The organism is Pararhodobacter sp. CCB-MM2, from assembly GCF_001691415.1.
Taxonomy (GTDB): domain Bacteria; phylum Pseudomonadota; class Alphaproteobacteria; order Rhodobacterales; family Rhodobacteraceae; genus Pararhodobacter.
In genome coordinates this window covers 1-14375 of the sequence record NZ_LRRR01000009.1, presented here as the reverse complement: position 1 = coordinate 14375, position 14375 = coordinate 1, and the positions used below count along the sequence as shown (strand labels likewise).

13 protein-coding genes and 1 pseudogene are annotated in these 14375 nt (G+C 67.1%); 8 read left to right on the top strand and 6 right to left on the bottom strand.

All coding sequences use genetic code 11. The annotated features are described in order from the left end of the window. Positions 1-25: 25 nt before the first annotated feature. Both rsfS and rlmH read left to right on the top strand, forming a co-directional pair. Positions 26-442 (top strand): ribosome silencing factor, encoded by a 417-nt coding sequence (gene rsfS / locus BCY78_RS11220; protein ID WP_083194977.1) that lies wholly within the window; start codon positions 26-28, stop codon positions 440-442. Between the two features lie 13 nt (positions 443-455). Beyond that, a complete protein-coding gene (gene rlmH, locus BCY78_RS11215) occupies positions 456-926 on the top strand; it encodes a 23S rRNA (pseudouridine(1915)-N(3))-methyltransferase RlmH (RefSeq protein WP_068301559.1) in 471 nt (156 codons plus the stop codon). A gap of 238 nt (positions 927-1164) precedes the next feature. On the opposite strand, the gene trpS is transcribed toward rlmH, so the two are convergent. Beyond that, the gene (gene trpS / locus BCY78_RS11210; protein WP_068301556.1) at positions 1165-2223 is read right to left on the bottom strand and encodes a tryptophan--tRNA ligase; all 1059 of its coding nucleotides are present in this window, start codon (positions 2221-2223) and stop codon (positions 1165-1167) included. Between the two features lie 95 nt (positions 2224-2318). Here trpS and BCY78_RS11205 point away from each other — a divergent pair, with 95 nt between their 5' ends. Beyond that, on the top strand, positions 2319-3032 hold the full coding sequence (locus BCY78_RS11205) for a rhomboid family intramembrane serine protease (RefSeq protein ID WP_068301553.1): 714 nt from the start codon (positions 2319-2321) through the stop codon (positions 3030-3032). Between the two features lie 70 nt (positions 3033-3102). Further along, a complete protein-coding gene (locus tag BCY78_RS11200; protein ID WP_068301550.1) occupies positions 3103-3336 on the top strand; it encodes a GlsB/YeaQ/YmgE family stress response membrane protein in 234 nt (77 codons plus the stop codon). A gap of 169 nt (positions 3337-3505) precedes the next feature. Here the strand turns inward: BCY78_RS11200 and murJ are convergent, their stop codons facing one another. From murJ to BCY78_RS11185, 3 genes are all read right to left on the bottom strand, one after another. Then, complete coding sequence (murJ, locus tag BCY78_RS11195) at positions 3506-5050, bottom strand: murein biosynthesis integral membrane protein MurJ (protein ID WP_068301547.1); 1545 nt, start codon at positions 5048-5050, stop codon at positions 3506-3508. Between the two features lie 82 nt (positions 5051-5132). Continuing rightward, complete coding sequence (locus BCY78_RS11190) at positions 5133-7952, bottom strand: [protein-PII] uridylyltransferase (protein ID WP_083194976.1); 2820 nt, start codon at positions 7950-7952, stop codon at positions 5133-5135. Between the two features lie 36 nt (positions 7953-7988). Further along, the gene (locus tag BCY78_RS11185) at positions 7989-9167 is read right to left on the bottom strand and encodes a penicillin-binding protein activator (RefSeq protein WP_068301544.1); all 1179 of its coding nucleotides are present in this window, start codon (positions 9165-9167) and stop codon (positions 7989-7991) included. A gap of 130 nt (positions 9168-9297) precedes the next feature. Between BCY78_RS11185 and BCY78_RS11180 the strand changes: the two genes are divergently transcribed. From BCY78_RS11180 to BCY78_RS11165, 4 genes are all read left to right on the top strand, one after another. After that, complete coding sequence (locus BCY78_RS11180; protein ID WP_083194975.1) at positions 9298-10215, top strand: 16S rRNA (cytidine(1402)-2'-O)-methyltransferase; 918 nt, start codon at positions 9298-9300, stop codon at positions 10213-10215. A 22-nt stretch (positions 10216-10237) separates the two neighbouring features. Further along, positions 10238-10591, top strand: a complete 354-nt coding sequence (locus BCY78_RS11175; protein ID WP_068301541.1) for a YraN family protein — start codon at positions 10238-10240, stop codon at positions 10589-10591. Positions 10592-10710: 119 nt separating this feature from the next. Further along, complete coding sequence (gshB, locus tag BCY78_RS11170; RefSeq protein WP_068301877.1) at positions 10711-11652, top strand: glutathione synthase; 942 nt, start codon at positions 10711-10713, stop codon at positions 11650-11652. Further along, positions 11649-12554 carry an alpha/beta hydrolase fold domain-containing protein gene (locus BCY78_RS11165; protein ID WP_068301536.1) on the top strand — a complete coding sequence of 302 codons (906 nt, stop codon included), beginning with the start codon at positions 11649-11651 and terminating at the stop codon, positions 12552-12554. Before gshB ends, BCY78_RS11165 begins: the two co-directional genes overlap by 4 nt. Here the strand turns inward: BCY78_RS11165 and BCY78_RS11160 are convergent. Together BCY78_RS11160 and tuf are read right to left on the bottom strand one after the other, a co-directional pair. Continuing rightward, positions 12517-14034, bottom strand: coding sequence for a YifB family Mg chelatase-like AAA ATPase (locus BCY78_RS11160; protein ID WP_068301535.1), 1518 nt, complete (start codon positions 14032-14034; stop codon positions 12517-12519). The two genes, BCY78_RS11165 and BCY78_RS11160, sit on opposite strands and share 38 nt — an antisense overlap. Before the next feature lie 177 nt (positions 14035-14211). Further along, positions 14212-14375 (bottom strand): annotated as a pseudogene (tuf, locus tag BCY78_RS24610) (elongation factor Tu); the annotation flags it as partial.

Below are 14375 nucleotides of genomic sequence, written 5' to 3'. Positions count from 1 at the left end.
ACGTTACATTGAAAGGCAGTTGCCCATGCAGGAGGACAGATCTCTGTCTACCATCGACCCGGCCGCTCAGGCGGCCCCCGCTTCCGAACCTCAGACCCGCGTGGATTTCACGTCGGACGACGTTCTGGCACTGGTCCTGCAATCCCTTGACGATGACAAGGCCGAAGAGGTCGTGCAGATCGATCTGCGCGGTCGTTCCTCGGTGGCCGATCACATGGTGATCTGCTCGGGCCGGTCGTCGCGTCAGGTGGCGGCCATCGCCGAGAAGCTGCTGGAGCGGCTGAAATCCACCTATCGCATCACGGCCCGGTCCGAAGGCAAGGAAACCGGTGACTGGGTCCTTCTGGATACCGGCGACGTGGTGGTGCATATCTTCCGCCCCGAAGTGCGCGAGTTCTACCAGCTCGAGCGCATGTGGCAGGTCTCGCCCGACCGCGCGTAAGGGGGCGCAGGCCATGCGCCTTCATCTCTGCGTGGTGGGACGGCTCCGCTCTGGGTCTGAGCGGGATCTCATCGATGATTACCTCAAGCGGCTGGACCGGACGGGCCGGCCGCTGGGGCTTGGCCCGACCTCAGAGCACGAAGTCGAGGACCGCAAAGGCGGCGGCATGGAGGCCGAGGCCGCCTTGCTGTCGCGCGCCTGTCCTTCGGGCGCCGTCCGGGTGATGCTGGACGAACGCGGCGAGGTCATGTCCTCCCCCGATTTCGCCCGCAAGCTGGAGCGCTGGCGCGATACCGGTGCACAGGACGTGGCCTTTTTCATCGGCGGTGCGGATGGTCTGGCCCCCTCCCTACGCGCCGAAGCCGATGCCGCGATCTCGTTCGGGCAGATGGTCTGGCCGCATGCGCTGGTTCGCGTGATGCTGGCCGAGCAACTCTACCGCGCCGCAACAATCCTCTCGGGCTCGCCCTATCACCGGGTGTGAGGCTGCTGCATCGGCGGCTCTCCGGAAGTGAGTATTTTCAGCAGAGTGAAGGGGCAATGCGGCGCGGGTTGACCGACGCCGTTTGAGTATTTGAGACAAGGTGAGGGGGCGGGCGAAGTGATCGGGGCAATTTGACTCAAATGCCCATCTTCGTTCCGAAAATATCCTCCGGGGGTGAGCCCAAAGGGCGAGGGGGGCAGACAGCCCCCCTTCTTCCTTCTGACACCTGTCGCGCGGCTCAGCGGCGCGAGCGGACCATGCCGACGATTTCGTAGGTCTTGTCCATGATCGGCCGGGCAATCGCGTCGGCCTTGTCAGCGCCGAGGCCGAGGATGCGGTCGATCTCGGCCGGGTCCTGCATCAGGCGGCTCATCTCGGTCGAGATGGGCGCGAGCGAGGCCACCGCCAGATCAGCGAGCTTCGGCTTGAAGGCGCCAAAGCCCTGACCGGCGTACTCGGCCAGCACCGCGTCCTTGGTCATCCCCGCGAGCGCCGCGTAGATGTTGACGAGGTTCTTCGCCTCGGGCCGATCCGAGAGCGCGTCGAAGTTGTCGGGCAGCTCGCCGGCATCGGTTTTCGCCTTGCGGATCTTCTTGGCGATCGTGTCTGCATCATCCGTCAGGTTGATGCGCGAGGCATCGGACGGGTCCGATTTCGACATCTTCTTCGTGCCGTCGCGCAGGCTCATGACGCGGGTCGCGGCGCCTTCGATTACCGGCTCGGTGATCGGGAAGAAGTCGGTCTTGTAGTCATGGTTGAACTTCGCCGCGATGTCGCGGGTCAGCTCCACATGCTGCTTCTGATCCTCGCCCACCGGCACATGGGTGGCATGATACAGCAGGATGTCGGCGGCCATCAGCGAGGGATAGGCAAACAGGCCCAGCGAGGCCTTCTCGGCGTCCTTGCCGGTGGTCTTGTCCTTCCACTGCGTCATGCGGTTCATCCAGCCCATGCGGGCCACGCAGTTGAACACCCAGCCGAGTTCGGCATGGGCCGAGACCTGACTCTGGTTGAACAGGATCGATTTCGCTGGATCGAGGCCCGCGGCCAGATAACCCGCGGCCAGCTCGCGCGTCTGACGCGTCAGCGCCTCGGGGTCCTGCCAGACGGTGATCGCATGCATGTCGACCATGCAGTAGATCGTCTCGATCCCTTGATCCTGCATCTCGACAAAGCGTTTGATCGCGCCGAGGTAATTGCCCAGCGTCAGCCCGCCCGAGGGCTGGATGCCGGAAAACACCCGCGGGGTGAACTTGGCGTTCGGGTTGGCGGCCCCGGTCGTCTCTGCGTCACTCACAGCCTTACTCCGTGGTGGAAAATCCGTCCGATGTCGCTTATCGCTGGCACGCCGGGGCGTCAACCGACGCCAGAAAAACAAGGGCCCACGCCATCATGACCGACGACGACGATCAGCTGCTGCGCGATCTCAACTCCTCGCCGCTGAACCGCCTGCCGGGCGCGGTCTGGCTGTTGCTGCTTGCCGTCCTCGGGATCGAGCTGGTCTTCGTGGCTGCCCATTACGGGCTGGTCGGCGGCGCGCAGGGGGTCGGCTGGCGGCTGGCCGCGATCGAGCGTTTCGCCTTCTCGGGCGCGATCCAGCAATGGATGCTGGAGAACATGCGCTTCCCGGCGAGCAGCCTGTGGCGCTATGCGACTTATTCCTTCGTCCATGCCACCACCATGAGCGCCATCTTCGCTGCCGTGCTGATCGCCGCCTTGGGCAAGATGCTGGGCGAGCGGTTCGGGACCCTGCCCTTCCTGCTGCTGGCGCTGGTGACGCCGGTGCTGGCGGCGATGATCTTCGGGCTAGTGGTGGGCGATGACCAGTTGGGCTGGCTGGTCGGCTCCATGCCCATGGTCTTCGCGCTGGTCGGCGGCTTCACCTGGATGCGCTTCCATGACGCGCAGGGCGACCGTGAAAAGCAGAAGCGCGCCTTCAGCATGATCGGCCTGTTGCTGGTCGCGCGGCTGGCCTTCGGTCTGGTGGCCGAGGCCGGGCCGGGCTGGATCGGCGAGGTGGCGGCCTTTGCTCTGGGCTATGGCGCGTCGGCGCTGATCCTTGGCCCCGGCAGCTGGCAGCGCACGCGGGCGCGCATTCAACGCTGACCCCTCTTGAGCCGGGCGGCCTTCCCCCTACATGCTGGGAGGGTCCCTCAAGGTAAAGGAGTGTCAGGGAATGGGTATCATCGGGTCGATCATCATCGGCGGTCTGGCGGGTTGGTTCGCCTCGATGTTCATGAAATCGGACACGGGCGTGCTGATGAACATCATCCTCGGGATCGTCGGTGCGGCGGTCGCGGGCTTCCTGTTCGGCCTCGTGGGGGTCAGCTTCTCGGGCATCCTCGGGTATCTGATTGCCGGGTTCGTCGGCGGCTCGATCCTGATCGCCGTGGGGCGGAAAGTGTTCTGAAGGCCTGGCCGGGGACAAGGCCGAAGGCCGCCGGGCCAGCGCCGGCCCGCCCGGACGGGCTGGCGCTTTGTTCGTCGCCCGCGCTGAACGGGCGGCAGAGGGATGTGGCCCCATAAAGCGCCCCGTCCAGCCGTCGCAGCGCCAACCCGCGGGCCGGCGCTGTCCCGGCTCAGCGACCGCGCTTCATCGCGCCGGTGAAGTCCGACAGGCGGAAGGCGCCGATCATCGCGCCGCCGCCGAAATAGACCACCATCCCGAAGATCACGAGGCCCAGCATCGCCAGATAGCGCCAGCCGGGCAGCGAGAAGACCGGGCCGGCCAGCCAGATCACCAGTGCCAGCGCCACGCCCATCAGGATCGACGCCGCCACGATGCGTGGTGCCCGCGAGCGCAGCCGGGCGTCGAACCGGGCCGCGTCGCCCATGCCGCGCGCCCCGCGCCACAGCTGCCAGACCATCACCCACCCCGCCGCCGACGTGGCAACCGCCGCGGCGATATAGCCGATCACCGGCGCCAGACCGATGGCCAGACCCGCGTTCACCACCATGGACACCAGCGCGTAGTTGAACGGGCTGCGGGTATCCTCGCGCGCGAAATAGAGGGGTTGCAGGACCTTCTGCAACACGAAGGCGGGCAGGCCGATGCCGTAGACGGCGACGGCCAGCGCGGTGGCGAGCGTGTCCTCGGGGCCGAAGCGCCCGCGCTCAAACAGCACGGCCGTCAGGGGGACCGAGGCCACCACCAGCGCCACCGCCGAGGGCAGGGTCAGCGCCAGCGCGAATTCCGTGGCGCGGGAATAGGAATGCTGCGAGCCCGCCGTATCGCCCGCTTTCAGCCGCCGCGACAGGTCGGGCAGCAGCACGACGCCGATGGCGATGGCGACGACGCCGAGGGGCAGCTGATAGAGCCGGTCGGCATTATAGAGCCACGCCACGGCATCGCCGAAATAGCTGGCGACCTGACGGCCGACCAGCAGGTTCACTTGTACCACGCCCCCGGCCAGCATGGCGGGCGCGGCGACGCGGGCGAGGCGGCGCATCTCGGGCGTGAGGCGGGGCAGGCGGGGCATCAGGGTGATGCCGGCGCGCTTGGCGGCGAACCAGACCAGCGCGAATTGCGCAAGGCCTGCGAAGGGCACGGCCCAAGTGATCGCAAGGCCCGCGTCATAGCCGGTGGTCGGCAGCATCCAGAAGGTGGCGATGAAGATGACGTTCAAGAGCACCGGCGCGGCGGCAGCGGCGGCAAAGCGCCCGGTCGCGTTCAACACGCCCGAGGCCAAGGCGGCGAGGCTGATGAACAGGATATAAGGGAAGGCGATCCGACCGTAGGTCACGGCCAGATCGAACCGCTCGTCCCCCGCAAAGCCCGAGGCCATCGCCAGCACCAGCCACGGCATCGCCAGCTGCGCCACCAACGTCAGCAGGATCACCACCGAGGCGAGGCCCGACATCGCGTCGCGGGCAAAGCCCTCGGGGTCGTCGCCGGCTTCGTATTTCTTCGAGAACATCGGCACGAAGGCAGTGTTGAACGCGCCCTCGGCAAAGAAGCGGCGGAACATGTTCGGCAGCGAGAAGGCGACGATGAAGGCCTGCGCGGCGGGGCCGGTGCCCAGGACGGCGGCGAGCCACGCGTCGCGCACGAAGCCCAGAATACGCGAGGCCAGCGTCCAGCCCCCCACGGTGGCGAAGCCCTTCACAAGGCGGATCGGTGTCACGATGACCCCTTCAGATCGACAGAATAGCCCGCGACGACCCCGGGCCGGGTAGAGTGAGGCAGGGTGTGGCGGCGCGAGCCACTCACCCCTGCGCCGCCCGTTGCGCGCCGGCCTCGATGGCGGCGTGCAGTTTCTTCTCCAGCCCTTCCTGCTTCGACTTGGCGTGCAGTTTCAGGCCGAACATGTCCTTGACGTAGAAGCTGTCGACCACCTGCACCCCATAGGTCGCGATCACGGCCGAGGCGATGTAGATGTTGTTCGCAGCCAAGGTCCGCGTCAGATCGTACAGCAGACCGGGACGGTCGCGGGTATCGACCTCGATGATCGTGTAGATATCCGAGCCCTCGTTGTCGAAGACCACCTTGGTCGGCACCTTGAACTGGCGCTCGCGCTTCTTGACCTTGTCCTTGTCCTTCAGCGCCTGCGTGGCCACGACCTCGCCGGCGAAGGTGCGCTCGATCATCTTGCGCAGGCGGGGCAGGCGGGCTTCCTCATACGGCTTGCCCTCGGCATCCTGAATCCAGAACTCGGCCGTGGCGAAGCCGTCCTTCGAGGTGTAGGTCCGCGCGTCGACGATGTTCGCACCGACCAGTGCCAAAGCCCCGGCCAGACGCGAGAAGATGCCCGGATGGTCGGCCAGCGCGAAGCAGGCGCGGGTGGCATCGCGGTCCTCGACCAATTGCAGGTCGATGCGGATCTCGGCATCGGTGATCCCGCGCAGAAGATTGGCGAAGACCACATGCGTCTCGGTCATCAGCCCCTGCCAATAGGGGCCGTAATGGCGCGCGGTCTCGGCCCGCAGGTCGGCACGGGGCCAATCGGCCAAGGCATCGCGCAGGGCGCGCTTCGCTTCGTCCTCGCGCACGGAGCGGTTCAGCGCCTCGGCCCCGCCTTCCAGCACCGAGGCCGTCTCGGCATGAAGCTGGCGCAGCAGCATGGCCTTCCAGTTGTTCCACGTCCCCGGACCCACGCCGCGAATGTCGCAGACGGTAAGCACGGTCAGCAGATCCAGCCGCTTCTTGGTCTTCACCGCCTTGGCGAAGTCCCGGATCGTGCGCGGGTCGCCGATATCGCGCTTTTGCGCCACGTCGGACATCAGGAGGTGGTGACGCACCAGCCATTCCACCGTCTCGGCATCCTCGGCATTCAGGCCCAGACGCGGTGCGACCCGGCGGGCGATCTGCGCACCGAGGATCGAGTGGTCCTCAGGCCGGCCCTTGCCGATGTCATGCAGCAGCAGCGCGACGTAAAGCACCTTGCGGTTCACGCCCGCGTCGAGGATCGAGGACGAGACCGGCAGCTCCTCGATCAGCTCCTTGCGTTCGATCTGCGCCAGCGTCGAGATGCATTGGATCGTGTGCTCGTCCACCGTGTAATGGTGGTAGACGTTGAACTGCATCATCGCGACGATGGCTTCGAATTCCGGGATGAACGCGCCCAGAACACCCAGCTCGTTCATCCGGCGCAGGGCGCGTTCCGGGTTGCCGTGCTTCAACAGCAGGTCGATGAAGATGCGCACCGCTTCCGGGTTCTCGCGCATGTCGGCATCGAAGTAATGCAGGTTCGCCGTGATCAGCCGCATCGCGTCGGGATGGATCAGCAGGCCGGTGCGCAGGGCTTCCTCGAAGATGCGCAACAGGTTCAGCGGGTCCGACAGGAAGACCTGCGGATCCTCGACGTTCAGCCGGTTCAGGTCCACACGGTAGCCGGCCTTCACCTTCCGGCGCCGGCGCAGCAGCCCCATCAGGCCGGGCGCGCGCTTGACGTGGCGGGCCTCCAGCGCGGTCAGGAAGATACGGGTCAGCTCGCCCACCTGCGTGGCGTGGCGGAAGTATTCCTGCATGAAATGCTCGACCGCCCGGCGCCCGCCGTGATCGACATAGAGCATGCGCTCGGCGACCTCGGGCATGACGTCGAAGGTCAGCGTGTCATTGGCGCGGCCGGTCAGGATGTGCAGATGGCAGCGCACGGCCCAGAGGAAGGTCTCGGCGGCGCGGAAGGACTGGTATTCGGCGGCGGTGAAGAAGCCGTGGCCGACCAGCTCGGCGGCCTTGTCGACCTGATGGATGTATTTGGCGATCCAGTAGAGGGTCTGAAGGTCGCGCAGACCGCCTTTCCCCTCCTTCACATTGGGCTCCAGCATGTAACGCTGGCCGCCCTGCTTCTTGTGACGCTCGGCCCGTTCGGCCAGCTTGGCCTCGACGAAGTCGGATTGGGTGCCTTTGAACAGGTCCTTCCACAGCCGGCTGCGCAGCTCCTTGGCCAGCGCCGTGTTGCCGGTCAGGAAGCGCGTTTCCAGCAGCGCGGTGCGGATCGTGTAATCCTCGCGCCCCAGCTTCAGGCATTCCTCGATCGTGCGCGAGGAATGGCCGATCTTCAGCTTCAGATCCCACAGGATGTAGAGCGTGGATTCGATCACGCTCTCGGCCCAGCCGGTCAGCTTCACGGGGGCGAGGAACAGCAGGTCAACGTCGGAATGCGGCGCCATCTCGGCCCGGCCATAGCCGCCGACGGCCATCACCGCCATGCGCTGACCCTTCGAGGGCGCGCCATTGGGATGCAGGTTCAGCTGCGCCACCTGCAAGGCGGCGATCACCACGATATCCGTGAGCCATGTCTGCGCGCGGACATAGCTGCGCGCATCCCGCGGCGCGCGGGACAGGGCGTCGCGCAGCACGGCATTGCCGGCGCGCAGGGTGTCGGTCAGCACCGAGGTGGCGAAGGCCCGGATCTCGCGCGGGTCGGTGAGCTCGGCCAAGCCGTCGCTCAGCCGGGCCTCCAGCGCGTCGAGGTCGCAGATCAGCGACTCGGGGGCGATCAGGGTCTCGTCCGTGGCCGGCGAGGGCGGGCGCGCATAGCGCCGTTCTTCCGGGACCGCGCGGGCGGTGCTGGCGGTGCTCACGTCAGGTCTCCCCTGCAGGCCGGAACGGGCGTGGCGTCAGAGGCCCGCGCCGGCAAAGCTGCGCGGCGCCGGGTCAAGGATAACTACCGCGTTGTCGCGGATCGTCGCCACGGCGAGGCCGCGCTGGTTGGTGCCGTCGGGCAGCAGACGGAACACGCCGTTGACGCCCACAAAGCCCGAGCCCTGCACCAGCGAGGCCCGCGACAAGGCGTCCGGCGAGCCCGAGCCCAGTAGCGCGCCAATCGCCGCGATGCCGTCATAGGCAAGGCCGGCGATCGGGTGCGGGGCCGAGCCATAGGCGCTCTCGTAGCGGGAGTCGAACTGCCCGGTGATGGTGGGATCGGGCAGAGTGAACCAGCCCTCCTGCAGGCCGCGCAGTTGCAGCGTCGCCGGCGGCACGTTCCACTGGGTCACGCCCATGAACTGGAACTGCGGCGGGGCGATGCGGTTGTCCGGCAGCAGTTGGGCCAGCACCGGAAGGGCGCCCGCACTGTCGGCGGTGAACAGGATCGACTGCGCACCGGACGAACGGGCGGTCGAAGCCAGCGTCGGCAGCGCCGAGACGATGCCCTGCTGCGAGAACTCATAGGTCTCGGTCGCGACGATCTGCGCGCCGGTCTCGCTGGCGGCGCGGTTGACGGCGGCCATCATCAGCTCGCCCGCCGTGGTCCGCTCGCCGATGATCATCACCCGGCCGCGGCTGTTGGCATTGGCATAGCCAAGGATGCGGCGCGCGGCGTTGTCGGGGGTCAGGCCCAGCACGAAGACATTGTTGCCGGCGACGGCCGGGTTGTTCGAGAAGCTCAGCACGTTCACGTCCGAGGCGGCACCCGCCGAGCCCACGGCCGAGGCTTCGGCACTGCGCACCGGCCCGAGGATGATGCGCGCGCCCTCACTCACGGCCTGCGCGGCGACCTGTGCGGCGACGCTGGGATCGCCTTGGGTCGAATAGACTCGCAGGTCCAGCTGCACGCCCGACAAGTCGCTGACGGCAAGACGCGCGGCGTTCTCAAGGTTCGAGGCCAGAATGTCGTCGCCCGGGGTCGAGGACCCTGCGGGCACCAGCAGCGCCACGGTGACAGGGGCGTTCACATCGACGCGCGGAGTACCGCCGCCCAAGCTGATCGGACCACAAGCGGCAAGCGCCAGCAGGCTGGTGAGCATCGCGCGCCGGGTGGCGCGGATCGGGGTGCGGCGGGTATTCTGGGCGCGCATCGAGGACCTCTCGGTGACGGGTGCAGGGCGAGAGAAGGGTTCGCGCCCGGCGAAGTGACGGTGGCGGGCTTGCGCCGCGCGCCACACTATTGAACACAGGGGGTGAAGTAAACGTGTCTGTGGAGCCAGCATGACCGAGACGCAAGACCCCGACGAGGGCGGCACGCGGCTTTCCGCCGAGGATGTCGACCGCTTTAATCCCCGCCCCGGGCGCATTGCGCCGGGCCTGCACCTGGTCTCGACCCCGATCGGCGCGGCGCGGGACATCACCCTGCGCGCGCTGGATCTGTTCGCTGGTGCTGACGTGCTGGCGGCCGAGGACACCCGCACCCTGCGCCGCCTGATGGAGATCCACGGCGTGCCGGTGAACGGTCGCCCGCTGATCGCCTACCACGACCACAACGGCGCGCAGGTCCGTCCCCGGATCATGGGCCTGTTGGCCGAGGGGAAGTCGGTCGCCTACGCCAGCGAGGCCGGCACGCCGCTGGTCGCCGATCCCGGCTTCCAACTGGCGCGCGCCGCGATTGCCGAGGGGCATCCGGTCCTGGCGGCGCCCGGCGCATCGGCGGTGTTGACGGCGCTGGCGGTCGGGGGACTGCCGAGCGACCGATTCTGCTTCCTTGGCTTCCCGCCCTCGCAAGGGGCGGCACGCACAACATGGCTGGACGAGGTCTCGGCGATCCCGGCGACGCTGGTGATCTATGAAAGCCCGAAACGGATTCACAAATTGTTAGCGGAATTGGGGGAAAAAGGAGAACGCGATGCCGCCCTCTGCCGCGAGTTGACCAAGCGTTTCGAGGAAGTGATTCGAGGGAAACTCTCGGATGTGGCCGCGGCGATCGACGGGCGTGACCTGAAGGGTGAGATCGTATTGCTGCTGGGTCGCCTCGAAGCCCGCGGTACCGAAATGGACCTTGATGAGGCGCTGAAGACGGCCATGGCCAGCGAAAGCCTGCGCGAGGCCGTCGCCACCGTGACCGAGGCGACGGGCCTTCCCCGTCGGCAGGTGTACCAGCGCGCGTTGGCGCTGGCCAAGGAGGGCAGCTGACGCCCTCACTATGAGGTGAGTGATGAGTGGAGCAATGTCCTATCATGCGGGTCTGTCGGCCGAAGGGCAGGTTGCGCGCGATTACCAAAGGCGCGGATTTCCGCTGGTGCGTCATCGCTGGCGCGGCACGGGCGGCGAGATCGATCTGGTGATGCAGGATGGCGACGGCTTCGTCTTCATCGAGGTGAAGAAAAGCCGCAGCCATGCCCGGGCGGCAGAACGTGTGTCGCAACGCCAGATCCACCGCCTTTATGCCGCCGCCAGCGAATTTCTGGCCACCTGCCCGCAGGGTCTGAACACGCCCGCCCGTTTTGACGTGGCGCTGATCGATGGCATGGGGCAGATCCGGATCGTTGAGAATGCGCTCTGCGCCTGAGGCGTTCACGGTGTTCTTTCCGGCGAAGCGATTGAAATCCGGCCCTGCCTGAGCCATCTATCCCGTGGGGAAGCCGACGGGGCCTTGCCCCGCGCGGAATCCCAGGAGGTGTCATGGCGCTGCGTATCGCTTTCCAGATGGACCCGATCGAGGGCGTCAACATCAACGCGGATTCGACCTTCCGGCTGGCCGAGGAGGCTCAGGCACGTGGTCACGCGCTTTGGGTCTATACGCCCGACAAGCTGACCTTCGACGAGGGCAAGCTGGTCGCGCGGGCTCGACCGTTCACGGTGAAGCGGGTGCAGGGCGAACATGTCGATTTCGGCCCGGAGGAGCGGATCGACCTGTCGACCATGGACGTGGTCTGGCTGCGTCAGGACCCGCCCTTCGATATGGCCTATATCACCACGACGCATCTTCTGGACATGATCCGCGACAAGGTGGTCGTGGCCAATGACCCGTTCTGGGTGCGCAACTACCCGGAAAAGCTGCTGGTCCTGCAATTCCCGCAGCTGACCCCGCCGACGATGATTGCCCGCTCGCTGGCCGAGATCAAAGATTTCAAGCACCGCCATGGCGACGTGATCCTGAAGCCGCTGTACGGTAACGGCGGCGCCGGGGTGTTCCGCCTTGACCAGAACGACCGCAACCTTTCGTCGCTGCATGAGCTTTTCACCGGCTTTTCCCGCGAGCCGCTGATCGTGCAGAAATTCCTGCCGGCGGTTTCCAAGGGGGACAAGCGGGTGATCCTGATCGATGGCGAGCCCATCGGGGCGATCAACCGGGTCCCGGCCGAAGGTGAGACGCGCTCCAACATGCATGTCGGCGGCCGACCCGAGAAGGTCGCTCTGACCGACCGCGACCGCGAGATCTGCGCCGCCATCGGGCCGTTGCTGCGGGAGAAGGGGCAGGTCTTCGTCGGCATCGACGTGATCGGCGACTGGCTGACCGAGATCAACGTGACCTCGCCGACCGGCATTCAGGAGCTGGAGCGTTTCGACGGCATCAATGTCGCCGCCCGCATCTGGGAAGTGCTTGAGGCCAAGCGCGCGGCCAGATGAGCTGGCAGGCCGACCTCATCCGCTACGGCGCCCGGAACTGGGTCCGGGGGGCATTGCGCAAGACGCGCGACATCCCCTCGGCTCGCCGTCATTTCGAGCGTATGGCGCAAAGGTACCTCTCTGTGCCGCCCGGCACCTTGGCACTGGATGGCGAGATCGGTGGCATCTCGGGCCAGTGGGTGCAGAACCGCCCGCAAGGCACCGGGGTGCTGCTGTATCTGCACGGCGGCGCTTACATGTTGGGCAGTTCGCGGACCCATGCCGGGCTTGCCGCGGCCTTGGCGCAGCGCAGCGGCGCGCGGGTGTTTCTGCCCGACTACAGACTGGCCCCTGAACATCCGTTCCCTGCGGCGTTCGAAGATGCCGTCGCCGCCTATGAGGGGCTGATCGCCATCGGCCACGCGCCCGAGGAGATTGTCATCGGGGGCGATTCTGCAGGCGGCGGCTTGGCGCTGGCTCTGCTGGCGCATCTCTGCGCGCGGGGGCAGAAGCCGTCCGGCCTGTTCGCCTTTTCGCCTTGGACGGATCTGACACTGACCGGTGCCTCGCTGGTGACCAATGCGACGCGCGAGCAGCTGCTGCCCTCACATCGGTTGACCGAAACGCGGGCCGTGATCCTTGGAGGCGCCCGGCCGCAGGATGCCTCGGACCCGCGGCTCTCGCCGCTGCATGCGACCTTCACCGCGCCGCCCCCGGTGCAGATCCACGTCGCCGAGAGCGAGATCCTGCGCGACGATGCGCTGAGGATGCGCGGGCGCCTTCCCGGCGCCGAGATCAAGCTTGCGGGTGACCTGCCGCATGTCTGGCCGATGCTGCACGGCTTCCTGCCCGAGGCCCGAACGACGCTGGACGACACCGCGCGCTTCATCCGGTCGTGTCTGCCACCAACAGACGAAAGCTGACCGCCTCGGCGACATGCGGCGCGCGCACCGTGTCGCTGGCATCGAGATCCGCAATCGTTCGCGCCACCCGCAGCACCCGGTGATATCCCCGCGCGGTCAGACCGAAGCGGTCGGCCACGCGGGCCAGCATCTCGCGTCCCTCGGCGTCTGGTGCGGCGATCTCCTCCAGCAGCGCGCCCTCCGCATCGGCATTGACCCGCAGACCGGGCTGGCCATGGAACCGAGCGGCTTGCCGATTGCGCGCCGTGGCGACGCGAGAGGCGACCTGGGCCGAGGTCTCGCCCGAGGGCGGCAGGTCGAGGTCAGCCCAGCCCACGGGCGGCACCTCCAGCCGAAGGTCGAAGCGGTCCATCAGGGGCCCGGAAATCTTGCCGATATAGTCCTCGCCGCAATGGGGCGCACGGTTGCAGGCGCGTCCGGGCTCGGTCAGGTAGCCGCAGCGGCAGGGATTGGCGGCGGCCACCAGCAGGAACCGGCAGGGATAGCGGGTATGGGCGTTGGCGCGGCTGACGACGACCTCGCCGGTCTCGATCGGTTGTCGCAGGGTCTCCAGCACGGCGCGGGGGAATTCCGGCAATTCGTCAAGGAACAGCACCCCGTTGTGCGCAAGGCTGATCTCACCCGGTTTCGCCCCCTTGCCGCCGCCAACGATGGCGGGCACCGAGGCCGTGTGGTGGGGCTCGCGAAACGGACGCTGGCGCGAGATGCCGCCTTCGTCGAGCAGGCCCGCCAAAGAATGGATCATCGAGGTTTCCAGCGCCTCGGAGGCGGAGAGCGGCGGCAGAAGCCCGGGCAGGCGCGCGGCGAGCATGGATTTGCCCGAGCCGGGAGAGCCGACCATGAGGAAGTGATGGCGCCCGGCGGCGGCGATCTCCAAGGCGCGTTTCGCCCGTTCCTGCCCTTTCACGTCGCGCAGGTCGCGAGCGCTGGGGGGCGTTGTCACCTCGCCGGGGTTGGCGCGGGGCAGGGGGGATTGGCCGGTGAAGTGGGTGATGGCCTCCTGCAGACTGGCCGGCGCGAAGACTTCGGCCGCGCCGACCCAAGCGGCTTCGGCGCCGCAGCCCTTGGGGCAGATGAGGACGCAATCCGCATCGGCAGCCGCCATCGCGGCGGGCAGGGCGCCGATCACCGGGACGAGGGAGCCGTCGAGCGATAATTCCCCCAGTGACACGGCGCGCGACAGGTCCTCGGCCGGGATCACGCCCAAGGCCGCCAGCAGGGCCAGCGCGATCGGCAGGTCGAAATGCGAGCCTTCCTTGGGCAGATCGGCGGGCGAGAGGTTGAGGGTGATGCGCTTGGGCGGCAGCGCGATGGCGAGCGAGGCCAAGGCCGCACGGACCCGCTCACGGGCCTCGCTGACGGCCTTGTCGGGCAGTCCCACGACATGGAAGGCGGGCAGACCGGGTGTCAGAACGCATTGCGCCTCAACCAGCCGGGCGTCGAGCCCGTCGAAAGCCACCGTTCGCGCACAGGCCAGCATGCAATCCCTCGTACCTACACAGGATCCGAGGCTGGCCGTTAACCATTTAAGAGAGGTTAACAGCGCAGGACAAAAGCAAACGGGCGCCCCGAGGGGCGCCCGCTAAAGTCATCAACCGAAAGGTCGATTACTTGATGATTTTCGAGACGACGCCGGCGACGCCCCGAGTGTCCAAGATCACTTGATGATCTTGGAGACGACCCCTGCCCCAACCGTACGGCCGCCTTCACGGATAGCGAAGCGCAGCTTCTCTTCCATGGCGATCGGGGCGATCAGCGAGACTTCGAACTTCAGGTTGTCGCCCGGCATCACCATCTCGGTGCCTTCCGGCAGCTTCACGG

Excerpts from the sequence above, each read along its gene's own strand:
- rsfS (WP_083194977.1), top strand. The coding sequence starts at position 26 with ATGCAGGAGGACAGATCTCTGTCTACCATCGACCCGGCCGCTCAGGCG.
- rlmH (WP_068301559.1), top strand. The coding sequence starts at position 456 with ATGCGCCTTCATCTCTGCGTGGTGGGACGGCTCCGCTCTGGGTCTGAG.
- BCY78_RS11205 (WP_068301553.1), top strand. The coding sequence starts at position 2,319 with ATGACCGACGACGACGATCAGCTGCTGCGCGATCTCAACTCCTCGCCG.
- BCY78_RS11200 (WP_068301550.1), top strand. The coding sequence starts at position 3,103 with ATGGGTATCATCGGGTCGATCATCATCGGCGGTCTGGCGGGTTGGTTC.
- BCY78_RS11185 (WP_068301544.1), bottom strand. The coding sequence starts at position 9,167 with ATGCGCGCCCAGAATACCCGCCGCACCCCGATCCGCGCCACCCGGCGC.
- BCY78_RS11180 (WP_083194975.1), top strand. The coding sequence starts at position 9,298 with ATGACCGAGACGCAAGACCCCGACGAGGGCGGCACGCGGCTTTCCGCC.
- BCY78_RS11175 (WP_068301541.1), top strand. The coding sequence starts at position 10,238 with ATGAGTGGAGCAATGTCCTATCATGCGGGTCTGTCGGCCGAAGGGCAG.
- BCY78_RS11165 (WP_068301536.1), top strand. The coding sequence starts at position 11,649 with ATGAGCTGGCAGGCCGACCTCATCCGCTACGGCGCCCGGAACTGGGTC.
- BCY78_RS11160 (WP_068301535.1), bottom strand. The coding sequence starts at position 14,034 with ATGCTGGCCTGTGCGCGAACGGTGGCTTTCGACGGGCTCGACGCCCGG.